Source organism: Amycolatopsis sp. NPDC114503 (assembly GCF_055633655.1).
In genome coordinates this window covers 415,323-437,227 of the sequence record NZ_JBVKDT010000001.1, presented here as the reverse complement: position 1 = coordinate 437,227, position 21,905 = coordinate 415,323, and the positions used below count along the sequence as shown (strand labels likewise).

Below are 21,905 nucleotides of genomic sequence, written 5' to 3'. Positions count from 1 at the left end.
TCGGAGGTTCCGCGATGACCGAATTGGCCGACCTGACTGCTAACGAGCTGGTAGCCGGGTACCGCGCGCAGACGTTCTCGCCGGTCGAAGTCACCGAAGCCGTCCTCTCGCGCATCGATGCCCGTGAACCCGAACTGTGCGCCCTGTACGCGTACGACGCCGCTTCAGCCCGTGAAGCAGCGAAGGCGTCCGAAGTGCGCTGGCACGCTGGCGAACCCTCTGGCCCCATCGACGGCGTCCCGTTGACTCTGAAGGAAAACATCGCCTCCGCAGGCCTCCCTACGCCTCTCGGCACCGCCGCCACCATTTTGACCCCCGCCGCTGCCGACGCTCCCGCCGCAGCCCGCGTACGCGAGTCAGGCGCAGTACTGCTGGCGAAGACGACCATGCCCGACTACGGCATGCTCACCTCCGGCCTCTCAAGCTTCCACGCCGCTTCGCGCAACCCGTGGGACGTCACGCGCACTCCGGGCGGCTCCAGCGCCGGAGCAGCCTCCGCAGCGGCTGCGGGCTACGGCCCCTTGCACGTAGGCACCGACATCGGCGGCTCGATCCGCCTCCCCGCCGGGTGGTGCGGTCTGGTCGGCCTGAAGCCCAGCTTCGGCCGAGTGCCAGTCGATCCGCCGTTCCTCGGCCGCGTCGCCGGACCGCTGACCAGGACCGTCGCCGACACCGCCCTGCTGATGAGCGTCCTGGCCCAACCCGATTCGCGCGACCACCTAAGCCTGCCGCCAGCGTCGATCGACTGGCTCTCCCTGACCAGCTCCCTCGACGGCCTGCGCGTCGGTCTGCAACTGGACCCCGGCGTCGGCCTCCCCGTCACTCCGGAGGTCGCCGACGCAGTCACTGCCGCCGCCGCCCTGTTCTCGTCCGCGGGCGCGGTCGTAGAACCTGTCGCTCCGTTCCTGACCCGCGAACATCTGAATGGCCTGGACACCTTCTGGCGAGTCCGCGCCTGGTCCGACATGGCCGCGCTGTCGGAGGACCAGCGCGCGCGAGTCCTGCCGTACATCGCGGATTGGGCGGTCGGGGGAGCGGATGCGTCCGGTGTGGACACTTACCGCGGTTTCGCCGCCATCGACGCGATCAGCGTGGCCGCCTTGCGCGCGAGCGAACCGTACGACGTGGTCCTCTCGCCCACCTGCCCGGTCGGCCCGCCGCCCGCAGACTGGCCGTCCCCGACAAACGACCCGACGCGGCCGTTCGAGCACATCGCGTTTACCGTGCCGTACAACATGTCCGGACAGCCCGCGGTGTCCCTGAACTGCGGCTATACCCCGGAGGGCTTGCCGATCGGCCTGCAGATCGCGGGACGTCGGTTCGCCGACCTGGAGGTACTGCGAATCGCGACAGCCTTCGAGAAGCTGCGCGGGGAACAGCTTCCCTGGCCGAGCTGAACGGGCTGCCTCAGAAGGACAGGAACCGCTCGATCTCCGCTTTCGCGGCGATCGCCTTCTCGCCATACGTCGCGTAAAGGTCGGGGGTCAGCCTCGTCGTCGGCCCGGAAATGCTGAAACACCCGCAGGTCTCGCCGTCCGCCGTCTTGAGCGCGACAGCGACCGCGGCGATGCCTTCGTGGAGTTCTTCGTTGGTGACCGCGTAGCCGCGCTGGCGGATTTCCGAGACTTCCCGCCGGATGACGCCGGGGTCGGTGACGGTGTGGTCGTTGACCTTCTGCAGACCGTTGCGCAGGAACGATTCGACGGCCGCGTCGTCCAGCGAAGCCAGGTACGCCTTGCCGTTCGACGCCGCGTGCAGCGGAAGCCGCGTGCCCAGCTGGAGAAACGCGCGGAGCTGATGCGGGCTGTCGAGCCGCTCGATCAGCACCATCGCGTCGTCGTCGGGGACCGTCAGGTGGATGGTCTCGCGGGTGTCGCTTTGCAGCCGGCTGAGGACCGGCAGCGCGATCTCGCGCAATCGCGGCCCGGAGCTGACCGCGCTGCCGATGCTGAACGCCTTCCCGGTGATCACCCACCGGCCGTCCCCGCTCGGCTCCGGCCGGACCCAGCCCGCGTCGGCGAGCGTCTTGAGGCATCGCTGCACCGTGCTCTTGGGGACCTCGAGCCGGCGCGCGAGCTCGCTGAGCCCCGCGGGCTGCGCCGCGGCGACCGCCTCGAACACCCGTAACGCAGTGAGCACGCTGTTCACGTTCGCCACCCCTTGACCTTCGGTGATCCCGTTCATACGCTACCGGTCCACATAGTAGTCCATCGGTCCGTAATGTGGACCACAGTGAGGTGGTCATGACGACGATCAAGGAAGCCGACGGGGAACGGTCCCGCAGCGGTCAGGCCGACCCGGGGCCGCCGGTCCGGATGAACCGGGCCCAGCGCAACGCTTTCTGGGGCTCCTTCGGCGGCTGGGCGATGGACGGGTTCACGCTCGCGATGTTCGGCCTGGTGCTCGCGCCGACGCTGACCGAACTGCTTCCGCCGTCCGGCATCACCCCGGACGTCGGGAACATCGGTTTCTACGGCCAGCTCAGCGGTGCGCTCTTCCTGGCCGGATGGGGCTGCTCGTTCATCTGGGGCCCGATCGCGGACCGCTTCGGCAGGCGGCCGGCGATGATCGGCAGCATCCTGCTCTTCTCGGTGTTCACCGCACTGGCCGGCTTTTCGACGAACGTGTGGGCCTGGATGGCGTTCCGCTTCCTGTGCGCGGTCGGGATCGGCGGCGAATGGGCGATGGCGGCCACGCTGGTGGCGGAGGCCGTTCCCGAGCGGCTGCGCGTCAAGCTCGGCGGGGTGCTGCATTCGGCCAACTACGTCGGCCAGCTGCTGACGGCCGTGATCTACCTGGCGTTCGGCCAGCAGCTCGGCTGGCGCGGGCTGTTCCTGCTGGGCATCGTGCCCGCGCTGCTCGTCCTGTTCATCCGGCGCAACACCAAGGAGCCGGAAAAATGGGCGGCACAAGCCGAAACCGCCCGGCGGACGTCGTTGCTCGCCCCGCTGCGCAACATCATGAGCCGCGAATACCGGCGGCGGACCATCGGCAATCTGCTGCTGCTCGGGGCCTGCGTGATCGGACTGTGGGCCACGGCCACCTACGTGCCGACCGCGGTGACGGCGCTCGTCAAGGAAACCGGGGCGAGCCACGGACCTCAGCTGGCCAGCCTCGCGGCGGCGATCTCGGCGGTCTTCACCGTCATCGGCTGCATCGGCACGCCATGGCTCGCCGACAAGCTCGGCCGCCGGGGCGCGCTGGCGCTGTTCTTCGCGCTGATGGCGGTCGGCATCGTCGGGACCTACGCGGTCGCCTACCCGCTGGGGAACCTGCCGCTGCTTTTCGCCTTCCTGCCGATCCTCGGCCTCGGCGGGGCGAACTTCGCGGTGTTCACCGTGTGGCTGCCCGAGCAGTACCCGACGTTGTTCCGGGCCACCGCGTTCGCGTTCACCACCACGATCTCCCGCTGGTTCGCGGCGGTCGGCACGTTCGTGCTCGGCGTCGCGATCCGCGGGACGGGTTCGCTCGCCGTGCCGCTGGCGTCCACCGCCGTCGTCTTCGCCGCCGGGCTGCTCCTGCTCCCGCTTGTCCCCGAGACCCGCAACAAACCGCTGCCCGAGTGAGGAAACCAGTGAAGGACACCCCCCAGCCGCCCCTGTTGACCGCGTTGTCGATCGCTTTCGCGGACGGTCCGTTCGTCCGGGTCGGCGATTCCTCGATGTCGCTCGGCGAACTGCGCGGCGCCGCCGCCGCGGTCGCGGACCGGATCGCCGGAGCCGGCCGGGTCGCGGTCAACGCGAACGCGAGCCTGGAGACGATCGTCGCCGTGGTCGGCTGCCTGACGGCGGGCGTGACCGCGGTGCCGGTTCCGCCGGATTCGGGACCGGCCGAGCGACGGCACGTCCTGTCCGACTCCGGCGTCCAGCTCTGGCTGGGTGACGCGCCGGACGACGTCGAACTGCCGGTCGTGCCGATCGACGCCGCGGCCCGGTCCTCGAAGAGCTATCCGGAACCAGCCGCCGAAAGCCCGGCGCTGATCGTCTACACATCAGGGACGACCGGCGCGCCGAAGGGCGTCGTGCTCTCGCGCTCGGCCATCGCCGCGTGCCTGGACGCGTTGAGCGAAGCGTGGGAGTGGACCGCCGAGGACACCTTGGTGCACGGGCTTCCGCTGTTCCATGTCCACGGGCTGGTGCTGGGCGTCCTCGGCGCGTTGCGCGTCGGCTCACCGCTCACGCACACCGTGCGGCCGAAGCCCGCGGCCTACGCGGAAGCGCGGGGCTCGTTGTACTTCGGCGTCCCGACAGTGTGGTCCCGGATGTGTGCGGAGCCGTCCGCCGCGCGAGCGCTGGGGTCCGCGCGATTGCTCGTTTCGGGCAGTGCGCCGCTGCCCAAGCCAGTTTTCGAGAAGCTGTCCGGACTCACCGGAGCCGCGCCCGTCGAACGCTATGGGATGAGCGAAACGCTGATCACCCTCAGCACGCGCTACGACGGCGAACGGCGGCCGGGCTGGGTCGGCACCGCGCTGCCCACCGTCCAAACGCGACTGTGCGACGACCGGGGAAACCCGGTTCCGCACGATGGCGAGAGCCTCGGGCATCTCCAGGTGACCGGCCCGACTCTCTTCGACGGATACCTGGGCCTGCCGGGCAAGACCGCGGAGTCGTTCACCGAGGACGGCTGGTTCCGCACCGGCGACATCGCCGTCGCCGACGCGAGCGGCTTCCACCGGATCGTCGGACGGGAATCGGTCGACCTGATCAAGTCGGGCGGCTACCGCATCGGCGCGGGAGAGGTGGAACAAGCGCTGCTGGCCCACCCCGGCGTGCGCGAGGCGGCGGTGGTCGGGGTTCCCGACGACGACCTCGGGCAGCGAATCGTCGCCTACGTGGTCGGAGACAGCCTCGACGGCACCGTGGTGACGGATTTCGTGGCGGGTACCTTGTCGGTCCACAAGCGACCGCGCGAAGTGCGAGTCTTGGAATCCTTGCCGCGCAACGCGATGGGGAAGGTGCAGAAGAACCTGCTCTGAGCCTCGAGTGCGGCGGCGAGGTGTTCGTCGCCGCACTCGGCCGCCCTACTTCGCCCCGATCGCCTCCGCCAACGCCAGCACGCGCCGCGCGTTCTCCACGTGCAGGTTCTCGATCATCCGCCCGTCCACCGTCACCACGCCGCGTCCTTCAGCCGAAGCTTCCTCGAACGCCGCGATGATCCGCTTGGACCGGTCGATCTCCTCCTCCGACGGCGCGAAGACCCGGTTGCACGGCTCCACCTGCGAAGGATGGATCAACGTCTTCCCGTCGAACCCGTACTGCCGCCCCTGCAAGCATTCCGCCTCGAAGCCTTCGGCGTCCTTGACGTCGTTGTAGACCCCGTCCAGGATCACCTTTCCGGTCGCGCGCGCGGCCAGCAGGCACAGCGAAAGCCCGCCCAGCAACGGTCCCCGGCCCGGCACGAACTCCGCGTGCAATTCCTTCGCCAGGTCGTTCGTGCCCATCACCAGCACAGTCAACCGTTCCGACGCCCCCGCGATCTCCTCCGCGTGCAGCATCGCGACCGGCGTCTCGACCATTGCCCAGATCTTCGTGTGCTCCGGCGCTCCGCCAAGCTCCAGCGCACGCTCGATGTTGTGCACCTCGGCCGCAGAGTTCACCTTCGGCACCACGACCGCTGAAGGACCGGCGGCAGCGGCGGCGCGCAGGTCGGCGTCGTGCCATTCGGTGTCCAGGCCGTTGACCCGGATCGTCACTTCCCGCTTCCCATAAGAGGAAACCGCGGCGCAGACCCGCTCGCGCGCGGCTTCCTTCGCATCGGGAGCGACGGCGTCTTCCAAGTCCAGGATCAGCGCATCCGCCGGAAGGGTCTTCGCCTTCTCCAGCGCACGTTCGTTCGCACCGGGCATGTAGAGCACGGACCGCCGCGGGCGCAGTTCGGTCATGACTGGATCTCCTTTGTCGCGGCGTCGTACGCGGCGGCCAGTTCGGGGTCGGTGGCGGCCAGTTCGTCAGCCAGTTCCACGACCACCCGGCACTGCTTGACCGAGGCGTCGTCCTGCATTTTCCCGTCGATCATCACCGCGCCGGTGCCGTCGCCCATCTCGGCGATCACGCGCCGGGCCCAGGCCACGTCGGCGGGAGACGGCGAGAAAACCTTCTTCGCGATGTCGATCTGCACCGGGTGCAGGCTCCACGCGCCGACGCAGCCGAGCAGGAACGCGTTGCGGAACTGGTCCTCGCACGCCACCACGTCGCGGATGTCGCCGAACGGTCCGTAGTACGGAAGGATTCCGTTCATCGCACACGCGTCGACCATCCGCGCGACCGTGTAGTGCCACAGATCCTGCTGATACGTCGTCCGGCCCTCGTTGAGGTCGTCGCCGACCGGGTCGGTGCGCACCAGATAACCGGGGTGACCGCCGCCGACGCGGGTCGTCTTCATCCGGCGGCTCGCGGCGAGGTCGGCCGGGCCCAGCGAGATGCCCTGCATGCGCGGCGAAGCGCCGGCGATCTCCTCGACGTTCGCCACGCCGCTCGCCGTTTCCAGGATCGCGTGCACCAGCAGCGGTTTCGTCAGCCCGGCGCGTGCTTCCAACTGCGCCAGCAACCGGTCGACGTAGTGAATGTCCTGCGCGCCTTCGACCTTCGGGACCATGATCACGTCGAGCTTGTCGCCGATCTCGGTGACCAGGGTGATCAGGTCGTCGAGCACCCACGGCGAATCGAGGCTGTTCACCCGCGTCCACAGCTGCGTGCGGCCGAAGTCCGTCGCCTTCGCGATCGACACCAGCCCGGCGCGCGCAGCCTCCTTGCGGTCCGCGCGGACCGCGTCCTCCAGGTTGCCCAGCAGCACGTCGGTCTTCTTCGCGATCTCCGGGACCTTCGCGGCCATCTTTTCGTTGCCCGGATCGAAAAAGTGGATCATGCGCGACGGCCGCACCGGGATCTGCCGCGGCGGCTGCGGCGCTCCGACGGCGAGCGGTGCGAAGAAATCCTTCGGCGAGCGCATCCTGGGTCCCTCCCGGCGGGTACTTGACCGACGGGTAACCCTAAACCGGAGGCGCAGACCCTCGCTGCGGCGAAGCTCACCCGCCATCCGGGTGATGCCCGTGACCAGCGGAAGTCCACTGTGGAACCCGATTGATTAGGCCGATCGGAGTAAGGCGTTGCGCCGCCCGCCCTGCCCCGCGCGGGGTGCCGCGACACCCAGGGGAAGCGCTCCGTGCGCACCACTCACCCCCGTCTCACTCGGTTGGCCGCACGGTCGGGCTGAAGTCGAACGACCGCCTACCGACCGGTCACCGACCGCTGAGCGCCGCCGATCGCACGCGGCGCGGCAACCCGGAGACCTCGCGTCTTTGCCCTGGTACTCAGTTCATGTACCGGTTTTCGCCGGTACTCGGGAACAGGTGCTTGAAGGAGGCGGACTCGTGGCGGCTACCCCACAGAACACCGAGCGCTCGACGGTCGCCGGCGGTGCGAAGCGCAGCCGGACGACGGCGAGCCGGGTGCTGCCGCCGATCGAGCTCCCCGCGAGCGTCGACGAGCTGGCGCGCAAGGCCGCGGCCCTTCTGGGCTGGAACGGCGTAGTGCTGCCCGCGACGACCCTGCTCGGCCGCAAGGTCAGCATCGTCGCGAAGCTCAAGACCGACGTGCACGCGGAGCGGATCGCGATGGGTGTCGGTCCCGTCGCCGATCGCGCCCTCGTCGACACCTGGACCTGGCCAGAGCTGGCCGCGACCGCACCCGCGCCGGCCGCCGAGATCATCGGCGTCCTCGCGGTCGCCCGGCACTGGCGGACCGCGATGGCCTCCGCGGTGCCCTTTTCGCGCTACGGCGAGGCCGCGATGGTGCTCCCATCGCCTGCCGTGCTGACCGACGACTACGTGACGAACTGCCTGCCGCGCGCCCGCGCCTACGGCCTCGCGGTCGTCACCGCCGACCCGTACGCCACCGCCGATCTCGACCTCGACACCCACCACGACCGGGTGCTGCTGCAGGAGGACCCGGTTTCGCGCTGGGTCAACGAGATGGCCTACGACCTGCTGCTGCGCGAGGACTCCGAGGCTCCGGTCCCCGCCGTCGAGGCGGACTGAAGCACCGGCGTCGGGCCGCGCGCGGCGATAGAGTCGGGTTCATGCGAGTCGTCATTGCTGGCGGACACGGCCAGATCGCCCTGCACCTGGAAAAGCTGCTCGCGCAGCGGCACGACGCGCCGGTCGGCATCGTGCGCAATCCGGACCACGAAGCCGACCTCACCGCGGTCGGCGCCGAGACTGTCGTGCTCGACCTTGAAAAGTCCGATGTAGCCGCGGTCGCCAAGGTGCTCGAAGGCGCGGACGCCGCGGTGTTCTCCGCCGGGGCAGGCCCGGGCAGCGGCGAGGGCCGCAAAGACACCGTCGACCGAGGCGCGGCCGTGCTGTTCGCCGATGCCGCGCAGCGCGCTGGCGTCCGCCGGTTCATCCAGGTCGGTTCGATCAACGCGGACAAGGCGGACGACCCCGGCTTCGACCCGGTTTTCGCCGCCTACCTGCGGGCGAAGCGCGCCGCCGAGGAAGACCTCAAGGCCCGCGACCTCGACTGGACGATCCTGCGTCCCGGCCGCCTGACCAATGATTCCGGCACCGGCCAGGTGAAGATCGCGGAGAAGACCGGGGGCGGGGAGATCCCGCGCGAGGACGTCGCCGCGGTGCTGCTGGCGCTGCTCGACACTCCCGCGACGGCACGGCGCACGCTGGAGCTGGTCTCCGGCGACGATTCCATCGCCGACGCGCTGTCCCGGATCTGATGCGCGACATCGCGGTTTTCAGCGGCAGCGCGCATCCCGAGCTCGCCGAGGAAATCTGCGCGAACCTGGGTGTTCCGCTGCTTCCGGTGGAGATCGACCGGTTCGCCAACGACTGCCTCCAGGTCCAGCTCCAGGCCAACTGCCGCGAGCGGGACGTCTTCCTGATCCAGCCGCTGGTCAAACCGGTGCAGGAAAACCTGGTCGAGCTGCTGCTGATGCTCGACGCGGCCCGCGGCGCCTCGGCCGCGCGCACCACCGTGGTGATGCCGCACTATTCGTACGCGCGCTCGGACAAAAAGGACGCGCCGCGAATCTCCATCGGCGGCAGGCTGGTCGCGGACCTGATGGTCACGGCCGGGGCGAACCGCGTGCTCACCATGACTCTGCACTCGCCGCAGGTGCACGGGTTCTTCAGCGTGCCGGTCGATCATCTGCACGCGTTGCGCGAGCTGGCGCGGTACTTCCGGCAGTACGACCTTTCGGAGACTACGGTCGTGTCGCCGGATTTGGGCAACGCCAAGGAAGCCGCGCATTTCGCCCGGCTGCTCGGCGCGAAGGTCGCGGCCGGCGCGAAGCAGCGGTTCGCCGACGATCGCGTCGAGATCACGTCGGTGATCGGCGAGATCGCCGGCCGCGACATCATCGTGCTGGACGACGAGATCGCGCGCGGCAGCACGGTGCTGGAACTGCTGGACCGCCTGCGGGAAATGGGTGCGCGGTCGATCCGGGTGGCCTGCACGCACGGGCTGTTCGCCGACGGCGCGCTCAAGCGGATCGGCGGCCAGGAGGACGTGCTGGAGATCGTCTGCACGAACACGGTGCCGGTGCCGGTCGAGGAACGCACGGAGAAACTGCGGATCCTGTCCATCGCCCCGGCGCTGGCCGAGGCGATGCGGCGAATCCACAATGGAGAGTCGGTCAGTTCCCTGTTCGAGCCGAACTGATCAGACGGTGCCGAGGACCCGGTCGAGATAGGTGTTCGTGAACGTCCCGGCCGGGTCGCATTCCTTGCGGATCCGCAGGAAATCGTCGAAGTGCGGGTAGCGGGTGCGCAGCACGGACGCGTCGAGGTCGTGCATTTTGCCCCAGTGCGGCCGTCCGCCGACCTGGCCCGCGATGGCCTCGAACGCGGTGAAGTATTCGCGGTAGGGCATGCCGAGGAACTGGTGGATCGCGATGTAGGCGGAATCGCGGCCGTTCGCGGTGGACAGCCAGATGTCGTCCGCCGCGGCCACGCGCACCTCCACCGGGAACGCCACCGGATTCCGCAGCCTCGGCACCACCCCGCGCAGTTCGGCCAGCACGTCGAGCACCGATTCGCGCGGGACCGCGTACTCCGACTCCACGAATCGCACGCCGCGATGGGTGACGAAAACGCGGTGCGAAAGATCGCTGTACTCCCGCGGCGACGACACCTGTGAGGCGAACGCGCCGAGCGGACGCACCAGCTTCGGCACCGCGCGGCCGAGCCGGCAGAGCCCGCCGAACGCGACGTTCTCGGTGAGTTCGTAGTCCACGAACTGCTTCAGGCGGGACAACGGTTTCCGCTCGGCGTGCACCGGCAGGCGGTTGTTGCGCTTCACCAACGCCTTGCTGCCATAGGGAAACCAGTAGAACTCGAAGTGGTCGTTGTTCGCGGCGTTGTCGTCGAAGCCTTCGAGGACCTGTTCCAGCGGCTCCGGACGCTCCTGCGCGGAGAGCACAAAGGACGGTTCACATTGGAGGGTCACGGTGCTGATGACGCCCAGCGCGCCAAGGCCGACGCGCGCGGCGTGGAACAACTCCGGACGTTCGTCGGCCGAACAGCGGACCGTTGAACCGTCCGCCAGAACCAGTTCCAGCGCGACGATCTGGGTCGAGATTCCGCCGAAGCGCGCACCGGTGCCGTGCGTGCCGGTGGAAATCGCGCCGGCGATGGTCTGTGCGTCGATGTCCCCGAGGTTCGTCATCGCGAGCCCGAGCGCGTCGAGTGCGGCGTTGAGGGTGCGGAGCGTGGTGCCGGAACGGACGGTGACCTGCTGCGTTTCGAGGTCGGCGCGTTCGATGCCGGTCCACGCGGTGAGGTCGAGCGCGTCGGAATCGGCGGCGGCGATCGCGGTGAACGAATGCCCGCTGCCGAGCGCGCGAACACGGTGCCCCGCCTCGGCGATCCCGCGCACGACCTCGGCGATCTCGGCCGCGCTGCGCGGCCGGTGCACCCGTTGCGGGGTGGCCTTGGCCGTTCCGGCCCAGTTGCTCCACGTCATTGCGGCACCTGTTCTTCGCTGGAAGGTTCCCACGATAGATGCCGAAACCGTAAGTGAATAGTATTCGCGTTTCAAGCTTTGTTGTCGTACCGTAAGTGCGTGACCACCACTGCGCACGGGTACGACCTCGCGACGAAGGACCTGGATCCGCCGCTCGCGATCGTCGACCTGGACGCCTTCGACGCCAACGCCGACGACCTGCTGCGCCGGGCCGCGGGCAAGCCGATCCGGGTGGTCAGCAAGTCCGTGCGCTGCCGTGCGCTGCTGGAGCGAGCGCTCGCGCGAGACGGCTTCGAAGGCCTGATGTGCTACTCGCTCGCCGAGGCCGTTTGGCACGCTGAGCTGGGCACTTCCGACGACATCGTGGTCGCGTACCCGACTGCAGACCACGAAGCGCTCCGCCGGCTGGCTGCGAGCGAACGCGCTCGCACGGCGGTCACGATCATGGTCGATTCGACCGAGCACCTCGACCTCGTCGACGCCGCGCTCGGCCACGGCCATCCGGACATCCGCGTCTGCCTCGAACTCGACGCGTCCTGGCGTCCGCTCCCCGGCGTGCATGTCGGCACCCGGCGTTCGCCGGTGTTCAAACCGGGGCAAGCCGTAGCGGTGGCGCGGAAGATCGTCGAGCGGCCGGGCTTCAAGCTGGTCGGGATGATGGCGTACGAAGGCCAGATCGCCGGTCTTGGCGACGCTGCCGGAAAAGGCCTGCAGAACCGGGTGATCGGCTGGATGCAACGCCGTTCCGCGGCCGAGCTGGCTCGCCGGAGGAGTGCCGCGGTGCGTGCCGTGCGCGAGGTCGCCGACCTGGAGTTCGTCAACGGCGGCGGCACCGGGAGCATCGAGACCACCGGCGCGGAGAACGTGGTCACCGAGATCGCCGCCGGTTCCGGCTTCCTCGCGCCGACCCTGTTCGACGGCTACTCGCACTTCCAGCCGCGCCCGGCCGCGCTGTTCGCGCTGCCGGTGGTGCGCCGTCCGGCCAAGAACGTCGCGACGCTGTACTCCGGCGGCTACATCGCCTCCGGCCCGACCGGTCCGTCGCGCGAACCGTCGCCGTACCTGCCGGAAGGCTTGCGCCTGCTGGGTTTCGAGGGCGCCGGCGAGGTGCAGACGCCGGTGACCGGCGAGGCCGCGCGCACCCTGCGGCTCGGCGACCGGGTCTGGCTGCGGCACGCGAAAGCCGGGGAACTGGCCGAACGCTTCCTGGCGTATCACCTCGTCCGCGGCAGCCAGGTGGAGCGAACCGTCCCGACCTACCGCGGCGAGGGCCAGAACTTCGGCTGAGCACAGACCGCCGCGGGCTCAGTCGCCGAATTTGCTTGCCAGATAACCCTTCACCACGTGCTTGGCCTCGGCGACGATCCGCTCGTCCCCGTTCGGGTCGCGGCGGAAGGCGAGCTTCAGCAGCGCGTCCGCCGTCTCGTTGGCGATCGCGATGGCGAACCGGAGTTCGTCGGCGGGGCGGTCGACGTGCCCGCGCAGGATTTCGACCAGCGAATCCGCGATGACCGAGTTGTTGTCGCGGTCGTCGGCCAGCAGCCGGACGTCGATGACGTCTCCGAAGTGGACCTTCGAGAACCCCGGCACCTCGCGGTGCATCTGCAGGTAGATGTCGAGCACCGAGTCGACGATGTTCCACCAGTGCTCGGGGCTGAGCTGCTGCAGCCGCTCGTTCACCGCGGCCACGAACCGTTCCAGGTTCCGCTGCGTCAGCGCCTGCACGACCGCGCGTTTGTCCGGGAAGAACTGGTACAGCGACCCGACCGCGACGCCCGCGCGTTTGGCGATCAGCGTGGTGGTGAGCGCGTCGTAGCCCAGCTCGTCGATGAGCACGGCGCTCGCGTCCAGCATCTGTTCCACCCGCCGGGCACTGCGTTGCTGAACCGGCTTTCGTCGCAGCGGTGTGGGTTCAGCCTGGGTCTCGGCCACGTCGTTCCTCGGAGTCTCTCGCGATTCACTCATCTGATCTGGGACTTTAGCGCCCCGCGGGGCTTCCCCCGAGACGAGTGACGACCTAACATATGAGAACTTTTCACGTTCACCCGCGAGGGTGTCCGAAGGCAAGGGGTGCTCAGCGTGGACCATCCGACCTTCCCGCCCGGCTTCCTGTGGGGTGTCTCGACCTCGGCGTTCCAGATCGAGGGGGCGACGGCCGAGGGCGGCCGAGGGCCGTCCATCTGGGACACGTTCACCGCAACCGAAGGCAAGATCGCCCGGGGCGAGGACGCCAAGGTAGCGGCCGACCACTACCACCGCTACTCCGAGGACATCGCCCTGATGGCGGAACTCGGCGTCGGCGCCTACCGGATGTCGATCGCCTGGCCGCGCATCCAGCCCGACGGCGCCGGCAAGCCCAACGCGGAGGGACTTGCCTTCTACGACAAGCTGATCGACGAGGTATGCGCGGCCGGAATAGCCCCGGCGATCACGCTGTACCACTGGGACACGCCGCAGGCGATCGAGGACGCGGGCGGCTGGCGCTCGCGCGACACCGCCTTTCGCTTCGCGGATTACGCCACGATCGTGGGGGAGCATTTCGCCGATCGGGCGAAACTCTGGATCCCGCTCAACGAGCCGATGGTGATGTCGATCTACGGCTACGGCATCGGCGAGTACGCGCCCGGCCAGTTCCTCCTGCTCGACGCGCTCCCCACGGCGCATCACCAGAACCTCGCGCACGGGCTGGCCGTGCAGGCGCTGCGCGCGGCGGGCGCGACCGGCATCGGCACCGCGAACAACCACTCGCCGATCTGGCCGGACCACGACACGCCCGCCGACCGCGAGGCCGCCGACTGGCTCGACGCGCTGATCAACCGCACCTTCGCCGATCCGATGCTGCTCGGCAGCTACCCCGAGCAGGTCCACCCGCACCTGCCGGAGAACTTCGCCGACGACCTGGCCACGATCGCCCAGCCGCTCGATTTCTACGGCGTCAACTACTACGAACCCCAAGGCGTGACAGCCCCCGGCGAGGGCAACCCGCTGCCGTTCGAACTGCGCCCGATCGAGGGCTATCCCATGACCACCAACGATTCGCCGATCGTTCCGCAGGCGTTGCGCGACCTGCTGGTGTCCTTCCACGAGCGCTACCGCGAACACCTGCCGCCGATCCAGATCACCGAGAACGGCTGCAGCTTCGCCGACGAACCGGCCGCCGACGGCAGCGTCCCCGACCCCGAACGCGTCGAATTCCTCGCCAGCCACCTGCAAGCGCTGCGCGAAGCGATGGATGCCGGAGTGGACGTGCGCGGATACTTCGTCTGGTCGCTGCTGGACAACTTCGAATGGTCCAAGGGCTACGCGCCGCGGTTCGGGCTCGTGCACGTGGACTACGAGACGCAACGCCGCACGCCCAAGGATTCCTTCGCCTGGTACCGGAAGCTGGTCCGCCATGAGTGACACCGCCGCCACCGCGGTCCCGGACGTTTTCGCCGAGCCGGTCAAGCGCGTCCGCGCCGGGTGGATGACGCTGCTGTTCCTCGCGAACATCGCGCTCTGGCTCGGCGTTTACGCACCGATCCAGGTTCTGCTTCCGCAGCAGGCCGAACTGCTCGACGCCGCGCACAAGGAAACCGTTTTCGGCGTCGTGACCGGCATCGGCGCGGCCGTCGCGCTCGTCGCGAACCCGGCGATCGGCCTGCTCTCGGACCGCACCTGCTCGCGGTTCGGCAGGCGGCATCCGTGGACGATCGCGGGCGGCGCGATCGGCGCGGCCGGGCTGCTGGTGCTGGCCGAGGCCCCGAACGTCGTCGTGATGACGATCGGCTGGTGTCTCGTGCAGGCCGGGCTCAACGGCATGCTCGCGACGCTGATGTCCGGTATCGCCGACCGGGTTCCGGTCGGGCAGCGCGCGCAGGTCGGCGGGCTGGTCGGCATCGCACAGATGCTCGGCACCGTGCTCGGCGCGGTGGTGGTCGTGGTGATGCTCGACCTCGCCGGGCTCCCGCTCGGCTACGCCGCTTGCGCCGCGATCGTGCTCGCCGGCGCGGCGGCGTTCGTGCTCCGCACGCCGGACGCGCGGCTGCCGGTGGAGTTCCGGCCGAGCGGCCGGATCCGCGAAATCCTCGCCGACCTGTGGGTCTCGCCGCGGCGGCACCCGGACTTCGCGTGGGCGTGGGGCTGCCATTTCATGATCAACCTCGGCAACGCGTTCGGCACGCTCTACCTGCTGTTCTTCCTCAAGGACGCGGTGCATTACCCGGATCCGGACAGCGGCCTGCTGATCATGATGGGGCTCTACGGTGTGGCGTTGGTGATCGGCGCGGTGCTGGCCGGGCACTTCTCCGACAAGTCCGGCAAGCGCAAGCCGTACGTCCTCGGCTCGGCGGCGATCATGGCGTTGGCCGCGTTACTGCTGGTGATCTGGCAGAGCTGGCCGGTGGCGCTGGTGGCGTCGCCGCTGCTGGGCGTCGGGTTCGGCGTTTACATGGCGGTCGCGCTGGCGATGCTGACGCAGGTGCTGCCCGCGGCGCAGAACCGGGCCAAGGACCTCGGCGTGGTCAACATCGCGAACTCGCTGCCGCAGGTGGTCGCCCCGCTGCTCACGACGCTGATCCTGCACTGGCTCGGCGGGTACCCGGGGCTGTTCGCGGCGTCGGCGGTGGCGACCTTGCTGGCCGGGGTTTTGGTGACGCGGATCCGGTCGGTGGGTTAGCGCTTGCGTTTGAGCGCGCTCACAGGCTTAGCGTCTTCGGCATGGAGAAGGAAGACGCGCTGACCGAGGCGCTGCGCCTGGCGGTCGATCCGCCGGGCACGGTGTCGGTCGAAGCGCTGCGGGAACTCGCCCGGGACGACGACGCGAACGAGTGGGACATCGCCACCACCGCGGAACACCTCGGGCTGAACCCGCACACGCTGCGGTACTACGAGCGGATCGGGCTGGTCGAGGTCGCCCGCGACAGCGCCGGACACCGGGTTTACGACGCTGCGTCGGTGCGCCGTCTCGTGTTCCTGACGCGGATGCGCGTCTCGGGCATGCCGATCAGCGACCTGCGCCGCTACGTCGAGCTGATCGAGTCCGGCACCGAGACCGTGCCCGAACGAGTCGAAATGCTCCTGGAGCACCGCGACACCCTGCGCGCGCAGATCGCTCAGCTGCAGCTTTCCCTCGCCGCCACCGAATACAAGATCGCCACTTACCAGGAAGGCCCGCTCCCGTGACCCAGTACGACATCGACAGCCCGGAAAACCTCGCCCGCCGCAAGCACGGGCTCGAGGTGCTGTCCCGCATCGACGGTCACCAGGGCGAAGCCGTCGTCGACTCCCTCGCCGACATCAACCCCGCGCTCGGGCACCACGTGGCCGCGTTCGCCTTCGGCGACATGTACGACCGGCCCGGCCTCGACCCGCGCAGCCGCCAGCTCGTCACCCTCGGCGTGCTGACCGCGCTCGGCGGCTGCGAACCGCAGCTGAAGGTGCACATCGGCGCGGCGCTGAACGTCGGGGTCAGCCGCGAGGAAGTCACCGAAGCGCTCATGCACGCGGCGGTCTACGCGGGATTCCCGCGAGCGCTGAATGCCACCTTCGCCGCGCGCGAGGTGTTCGCCGCCCGGGACGCGGAGGAAACCGCCTGATGTCCGCGGAGCCCTACTTCTTGTCCGGCAACGGGGGCAGGTCCGCGGGCGGGATGATCTCCCCTTTTTCGTTTCGGCTGAACGGATCGCCCTTCGGTGCGTTGTCGAACTGATTCGGGTACGGATGGCCCATGACGCGATTGCCGTTCGCGTCGTCCATGATCTTGGGCGGTTTGAGGTCGTCGAAGTCCTTGATGAGCTTGTTCACGTCGTCGGCGCTGTACTTCCCGGGATCCTTGCCGAGGTCGAGGAACCGGTCGCGCATGTCGCTCCATTCCTTGAACTGTTCTTTCGTGCCACCGGGCCAGTCGAAGTCGGAGCTGCCCTTGACGTTGTCCATGAACGCGTCCTGCTCGGGCTTTTTCATGTGGTCGGTGGCCTTGATCGCCCCGTCCGCGTATTCCGGCTTGATGTCCTTGAGGTAGCCGGACGAATTGTCGAAGGCTTCCTTCGGGGTCTCGCCGTTCTTGATGCGCTCCTGAACGTGCGGGAACTTGTCCACGACGCTGCCGATCGAGGTGTTCGGCTTGCCAGGGCCGAGCGGAAGGTTGTTCGGGTTGCTGTTCATCTTCCGCAGCTCGGTGGTGTACTTCTTCGTCAGCGCGGCCTGATCCTTCGCGGGTTGGTGCTCCACCCACTTCTTCATGTTGTCCCGCATGGTCTGGAACGAAATGATGTGCCGCGCGTGCACCTTGTCGCCGGTGTTGAAGAACGGGCTCTTCGGATCCTTCTTCTGCGCGTCGATGACGTCCTGGGCGCGCTTCTGGAATTTGTCCGGGCGCGCCCAGGGCCCCTTTTCCTTCTTTTCGTCGTCGGTCTTCTTTTTCTTGTCGGACTTGTCCGAACTGGCGCTGGTGCCGTCGTCGTCCTTGCCGCGCTTGCGCTTGTCGCCGGCCTTGTCCTTGGTGGTCGAGGAGGAACTGCCGCCGCCGTTGTCGGCGTTGTGCTTGGCCGTGGAGTCCGCGGGCGGCGGATCGGTGTCCTTGCCTTTGCCCTTGTTGCATTTGAGGCCGAGCACGTCGGTGGCCGCGAACGGGTCGGGAACGTAGTTGCTCGGGTTCGGCCCGCCCTCCAGTCCGAGCGGATCCTGGCTGATGTAGCGCGCGACGGCCGGGTCGTAATAGCGGAACACGTTGTAGTGCAAGCCGGATTCGGCGTCAGCGTACTGGCCGGGGAACTGCAGCGGGATTCCGCCGGGCTGGACCCGGCCCCACAACGAACGCCGCGCGCTCCAGGCGAGTCCGCCGTGTTCGTCGATCAGTTCGGTCGGCGTCCCGATGGCGTCGGTGACCACGGACGCGAACCGGTCGCCGCCGGGGCCGCGTTCGAACTGGGTGACCGGTTCGTCGCTGCCCGGCCGACGTTCCCAGGTGGTCGTCCGGCGCACTCCGGCCGGGTCGGTGTGCTCCTGTTCGATGAGCACGAAGCCGTCCCAGACGAACCGGGTCGATTCCGCGACGGAACCGTCGGCCAGCAGCCGCTCCTTGGCGATCCGGCGGCCGAGCGGGTCGTACCGGTAGCGCCACTGCGCGCCGTCCGGCGTGCGCAGCCCGGTGAGCAGGTCGCCGGTCCAGGAGTACTCCCACACCCGCACGCCGCCCGGATGCACCTCGCGGTGACGGATCCGGCGGCCGAGGGCGTCGTAGTCCGACGACAGACCGGAGCTGCCCGACCAGGCGGTCAGCTCGCCGGCCGGGTTGTAGCGCAGCTCTTCCGTGCCCGCTGAGGAGGACACCGTGACCACGCGCCCGGCCGCGTCCCGCGTGTAGCCGGTCTTCCCGGAGATGCTGTCCTGCACCGCGGCGAGACTGCCGTCCGCGTAGTACTCGAGACCGCGCCGCTGCACCGGGGATGTTCCACGGGAAACCTGCTGCGCGGTGATCAGCCCGCGAGGGCCGAACGCCTGCTGCAGGGTGCTGATGCCGTCGGTGTCGCGGGCGAGGACGCGGCCCTCGTCGTCCAGCCGATAGCGCACGGTGTGTCCCGCGGTGGCCAGCGAAACCGGCCGGTCCTCCTCGTCGAACGTCCACACGCTCTCCGCGCCGGACGGCGTGCGGCGGCGGATGGTCTGGCTCTGCTCGTCGTAGGCGAAGTGCACCTCGACGCCGTCGATCGCCTCGCGGACGACCCGGCCGTACAGGTCGCGATCGAACTCCACCACCGAGTCCGCGGACTCGGCGCGCACGACGTTGCCGACCGGGTCGTAGGCGTAGCGCACGGTGCGGTGCGGACTGCGGATCTCGACCCGGTTGCCGAGCAGGTCGTACACGTTCTCCGTGACCGAACCGTCCGGCTCGGTCACGGCGACGGTCTGTCCGGCCGCGTCGTAGGCGTAGGTCCGGGTCCGGCCGTCGAAATCGGTCTGCGCGACCAGCCGGCCGAGCGGGTCGTAGGTGTAGGTCCAGGTGCGGTTCAGCGGATCGGTCACCGACGTCAGCCGCAGCTCGGTGTCGTAGGTGTAGCTGGTGCGTGCGCCGGAGGGGTCCACGACCGCGGTGACCACGTCGAACGGGCCGTACTCGCGTTTGGTCGCGCGGCCGAGTTCGTCGACGTGCTCGATCTCGTTGCCTTCGCGGTCGTACCGCCACATCGCGCGCTCGCGGCGCACTCCGACGCGCGACGCGGGTTTGCCGTCGACCGTCCAGCCCAGCTGCACGCGTCCGCCGCCGACCTCGGGTGCGGTGCGCGGGCGGCCGAACTGGTCCAGCTCCTCGTCGGAGATCTCGGCTTCGCCCAGGAAACCCGGGAGCTCAGGCACGGCGGGCTGGTCGTACCGGCGCTGCCAGGTCCTTCCATTGCCGTGCACGGTGATCGAGGCCAGTTCGACGCCGTCGTGCTCCAGTTCGGCGAGACTGCCGTCGGGGCGGGCGATGGTGAGCGGCGTGCCGTCTTCGTCGTAGGTGTACTCGGTGACCCGGCCGAGCGGGTCGACCCGGCGGAGCAGATTGCCGTAGCGGTCCCATTCCGACAGCGTCACGTTGCCCAGCGGGTCGATCTCCCGGACCGGCCGTCCCTCCAGGTTGTACTCGTATTCCGAGACGTGGCCGAGGGAATCGGTGAACCGGGTGATGCGGTCCTCGGGGAGGAATTCGAACGCGCCGCTGTAGAAGCCCTGATCGCCCTCGGTGCGCACGCAGCGGCCTTCGGCGTCGTAGACGTAGCGGTAGGAGACCCCGTTGCGGTCTTCCCAGCTCGTGACCCTGCCGTCGGGATCGTAGGTGTAGCGCATCGCGGTGCCCGAGGAGTTGATGACCTCGGAGAGATGGCCGCGGTAGTTGTAGCGGTAGGTGCGCACGACGACGTCCGGAGCCGGGCCGTCGCCGATCATCCGCAGTTCGGTGACGCGGTGCCCGTCGGTGCGGAAGCCGACCTGGATCCCGCTGGAATGCGTGAGCAGTTCGGGGGCGCCGGAGTCCGCATAGGACAGTTCGGTCCGCGCGCCGTCGGCGTCCTCGATCGAGCGCAGCGGAAAAGCCTTGCCCTCGCCGGAAAACCGCATGGTCCGGTCCGGACGGACCTGGTCGATGGTGCAGCTGCCGTCGGCGTGCTTGGTCAGCGGCCAGCGCGCGCCCTCGAGCGGCAGCACCGGCTCGTCCCCGGCGGGCATCGGGTAATAGAGGATGACGCCTTCCGGCCCGTGGTACCGGACGTACTCCTCGCCGAACTCCAGCCGCTGGTCCACAGTGGACGCCCAGGTCGGGCCGAACCAGCGCCCGGCGCGGTAGGACGACCGATGGGTCCGGCGGATCAGCAGTTCCGGCAGTTCGAGGTCGTAGTCCTCGACGAGCACCTCGCCGGTGGAGATGACGACCGGGTCGGTCAGACAGGGCGGATCGGCGTCGCCCTCGTTCTTCGCGTTGGACGCCTCGGTCTTGTCCTTCGCCGGGTCGGGCTGCTCGTTCCCGCCGCGTTCGTTTTTGTTCGCGCCGCCACCGGACTCGCCGCCGCCCGGCGTCTCGTCCTTCGCGGGTTCGCGCGGGGGCGGTTCGTGGTTCCCGCCGCCCTTGTTTTCCGGCGGCGGCCCGTCGTGGGCGCCGGAGGTGTTGGTGGACTCGTCCTTGACCGGCGGCGGTTTCTCGCCGCCGCCACCGCCCTTTTCGTTCGGAGTGTCCTTCGCGCCGGAAGGTTTGGTCGAGCCGCCGCCGGGCGACTTGATCTCCTTCGGCGTGTGCGTGGCCTCCTTGCCGCCGCCCTTGATGCTCTTCATCGACTTGGCGACGTTCTCGAACAGGCCCTTGGTCTTGGTGAGGAGCTTGCCGAGTTCCTTGAGCGCCTTGGTGAGGTTCTTGACCAGTTCGGCGATCTGCTTGGCGGTCTTCGCCACCAGGTTGACCACCTGCGGCACCACCCAGGCCATCCCGATGCCGAGGGTGAACAGCACCTGCAGTGCCCACGAGATCAGGTGCGCCACGACCTGGGCGATGATGTCGCGCACGAGCATCCGCACCGCGCCGACGACCTCGCCCGCGGTCTTCACCCCGCTGCCCGCGCCTTCGCAGGCCTGCGCGGCGCCTTCGAGAGTTTTGGCGACCTCCTCGGCCTGCTTGCGGTAGGCGTCGGCGCTTGCGCCTTCCCAGGACTCGATGTCCTTTTTGACCTGCGCGGCCAGGTCCTGGGAGACGGAGGAAACCTCTTTGGCGACGTTCTTCCAGGTCTCGGAGTAGGCGTGCACCTGGTCCGGGTCGCCGGCCAGTTTGTCCAGCGCTTCCTTGAGCGGGCCGACGTGCTCGATCAGCCAGCCGACGCCCGCGGCGAGGATCGCGCCGAACGGGTCCATCACCGCGGCGAGCGCTTCCATGCCGACCCCGACCGCGCCCATCACGGTCGCCGCCCAGTCGCCGGACTCGATGCCGTCCTTCAGGCCCTTGCCTGCCTCGAGGATCGAGATGCCGGAGATAGCGGAGGTCGAGTCCTGCTTTTCGGCCACCAATGGATTCGACATACCGGCCCTTCTCGACGCTCAACACACATCACTTGGGCGCGCAGCCGAATTCGAACGCACAGACCCCGCAACAGGTTACCGACCGTTCCCTCGCGTTTGCCCCGGTGTTGCGCGGAATTACCGCTGGCGATGTCCGCACGCGCCACCGCGGCGAGTGCGGGTCAACGGTAAGCGCACAAAACCCGCCGGGGAGCTCCGGAAGCCGGAGTCCGCGACGGGTCGGGGAAGTGGAACCGCGGGCCGGTGCCGGTCGGGGGAGGGGAGTGCAACGGCACCGGCCCGCGGAGTTCTGGGTCGCGACCGGCGCGGTACCGCCGGTGCGATGATCTTCAACCTAGCGTCCGATTACTGCGTCCGCTAGGTGTTCTGCCGGACATTTTTCGATTAATCGCGTTTGCGGTCCAGAGGTGGCCG

General features: G+C 68.8%; 17 protein-coding genes. 11 read left to right on the top strand and 6 right to left on the bottom strand.

Annotation, left to right across the window (positions count from 1 at the left end):
• The first annotated feature begins 14 nt into the window (after positions 1–14).
• Positions 15–1,397, top strand: a complete 1,383-nt coding sequence (locus ACZ7OI_RS02185; RefSeq protein WP_470262404.1) for an amidase — start codon at positions 15–17, stop codon at positions 1,395–1,397.
• A gap of 10 nt (positions 1,398–1,407) precedes the next feature.
• Here ACZ7OI_RS02185 and ACZ7OI_RS02180 read toward each other — a convergent pair whose 3' ends face one another.
• Entirely contained in the window at positions 1,408–2,157 is a 750-nt protein-coding gene (locus ACZ7OI_RS02180) for an IclR family transcriptional regulator (RefSeq protein ID WP_470262403.1), read from the bottom strand.
• An 86-nt stretch (positions 2,158–2,243) separates the two neighbouring features.
• Here ACZ7OI_RS02180 and ACZ7OI_RS02175 point away from each other — a divergent pair, with 86 nt between their 5' ends.
• Positions 2,244–3,566, top strand: a complete 1,323-nt coding sequence (locus ACZ7OI_RS02175; protein ID WP_470262402.1) for an MFS transporter — start codon at positions 2,244–2,246, stop codon at positions 3,564–3,566.
• An 8-nt stretch (positions 3,567–3,574) separates the two neighbouring features.
• Complete coding sequence (locus ACZ7OI_RS02170; protein WP_470262401.1) at positions 3,575–4,975, top strand: acyl-CoA synthetase; 1,401 nt, start codon at positions 3,575–3,577, stop codon at positions 4,973–4,975.
• A gap of 45 nt (positions 4,976–5,020) precedes the next feature.
• Here the strand turns inward: ACZ7OI_RS02170 and ACZ7OI_RS02165 are convergent, their stop codons facing one another.
• Positions 5,021–5,881, bottom strand: coding sequence for an HpcH/HpaI aldolase/citrate lyase family protein (locus tag ACZ7OI_RS02165; RefSeq protein ID WP_470262400.1), 861 nt, complete (start codon positions 5,879–5,881; stop codon positions 5,021–5,023).
• Entirely contained in the window at positions 5,878–6,948 is a 1,071-nt protein-coding gene (locus ACZ7OI_RS02160; protein WP_470262399.1) for an HpcH/HpaI aldolase/citrate lyase family protein, read from the bottom strand. Before ACZ7OI_RS02160 ends, ACZ7OI_RS02165 begins: the two co-directional genes overlap by 4 nt.
• Before the next feature lie 421 nt (positions 6,949–7,369).
• Here ACZ7OI_RS02160 and ACZ7OI_RS02155 point away from each other — a divergent pair, with 421 nt between their 5' ends.
• Genes ACZ7OI_RS02155 through ACZ7OI_RS02145 form a run of 3 tightly spaced genes read left to right on the top strand, consistent with a single transcriptional unit; the run spans position 7,370 to position 9,671 of the window.
• Complete coding sequence (locus ACZ7OI_RS02155) at positions 7,370–8,035, top strand: hypothetical protein (protein ID WP_470262398.1); 666 nt, start codon at positions 7,370–7,372, stop codon at positions 8,033–8,035.
• A gap of 41 nt (positions 8,036–8,076) precedes the next feature.
• Positions 8,077–8,727, top strand: a complete 651-nt coding sequence (locus ACZ7OI_RS02150) for an SDR family oxidoreductase (RefSeq protein ID WP_470262397.1) — start codon at positions 8,077–8,079, stop codon at positions 8,725–8,727.
• Positions 8,727–9,671 carry a ribose-phosphate diphosphokinase gene (locus ACZ7OI_RS02145; protein WP_470262396.1) on the top strand — a complete coding sequence of 315 codons (945 nt, stop codon included), beginning with the start codon at positions 8,727–8,729 and terminating at the stop codon, positions 9,669–9,671. The genes ACZ7OI_RS02150 and ACZ7OI_RS02145 overlap by 1 nt, the downstream gene beginning before the upstream one ends.
• On the opposite strand, the gene ACZ7OI_RS02140 is transcribed toward ACZ7OI_RS02145, so the two are convergent.
• Positions 9,672–10,973, bottom strand: a complete 1,302-nt coding sequence (locus ACZ7OI_RS02140) for a D-arabinono-1,4-lactone oxidase (RefSeq protein ID WP_470262395.1) — start codon at positions 10,971–10,973, stop codon at positions 9,672–9,674. It lies immediately after the preceding gene.
• Positions 10,974–11,072: 99 nt separating this feature from the next.
• On the opposite strand from ACZ7OI_RS02140, the gene ACZ7OI_RS02135 reads away from it, so the two are divergent.
• Positions 11,073–12,260 carry an amino acid deaminase/aldolase gene (locus tag ACZ7OI_RS02135; RefSeq protein ID WP_470262394.1) on the top strand — a complete coding sequence of 396 codons (1,188 nt, stop codon included), beginning with the start codon at positions 11,073–11,075 and terminating at the stop codon, positions 12,258–12,260.
• A gap of 18 nt (positions 12,261–12,278) precedes the next feature.
• On the opposite strand, the gene ACZ7OI_RS02130 is transcribed toward ACZ7OI_RS02135, so the two are convergent.
• Positions 12,279–12,938, bottom strand: coding sequence for a TetR/AcrR family transcriptional regulator (locus ACZ7OI_RS02130; RefSeq protein WP_037806876.1), 660 nt, complete (start codon positions 12,936–12,938; stop codon positions 12,279–12,281).
• A 114-nt stretch (positions 12,939–13,052) separates the two neighbouring features.
• On the opposite strand from ACZ7OI_RS02130, the gene ACZ7OI_RS02125 reads away from it, so the two are divergent.
• The 4 genes from ACZ7OI_RS02125 to ACZ7OI_RS02110 are packed head-to-tail and all read left to right on the top strand — an operon-like array spanning position 13,053 to position 16,549.
• Positions 13,053–14,375 carry a GH1 family beta-glucosidase gene (locus ACZ7OI_RS02125; RefSeq protein WP_470262393.1) on the top strand — a complete coding sequence of 441 codons (1,323 nt, stop codon included), beginning with the start codon at positions 13,053–13,055 and terminating at the stop codon, positions 14,373–14,375.
• Complete coding sequence (locus ACZ7OI_RS02120; RefSeq protein WP_470262392.1) at positions 14,368–15,630, top strand: MFS transporter; 1,263 nt, start codon at positions 14,368–14,370, stop codon at positions 15,628–15,630. Before ACZ7OI_RS02125 ends, ACZ7OI_RS02120 begins: the two co-directional genes overlap by 8 nt.
• A gap of 41 nt (positions 15,631–15,671) precedes the next feature.
• A complete protein-coding gene (locus ACZ7OI_RS02115) occupies positions 15,672–16,136 on the top strand; it encodes a MerR family transcriptional regulator (protein WP_470262391.1) in 465 nt (154 codons plus the stop codon).
• Entirely contained in the window at positions 16,133–16,549 is a 417-nt protein-coding gene (locus ACZ7OI_RS02110; RefSeq protein ID WP_470262390.1) for a carboxymuconolactone decarboxylase family protein, read from the top strand. Before ACZ7OI_RS02115 ends, ACZ7OI_RS02110 begins: the two co-directional genes overlap by 4 nt.
• A 13-nt stretch (positions 16,550–16,562) precedes the next feature.
• On the opposite strand, the gene ACZ7OI_RS02105 is transcribed toward ACZ7OI_RS02110, so the two are convergent.
• Positions 16,563–21,491: an RHS repeat-associated core domain-containing protein gene (locus ACZ7OI_RS02105; protein ID WP_470262389.1), complete on the bottom strand. Its 4,929-nt coding sequence runs from the start codon at positions 21,489–21,491 to the stop codon at positions 16,563–16,565.
• Between the last annotated feature and the right edge of the window lie 414 nt (positions 21,492–21,905).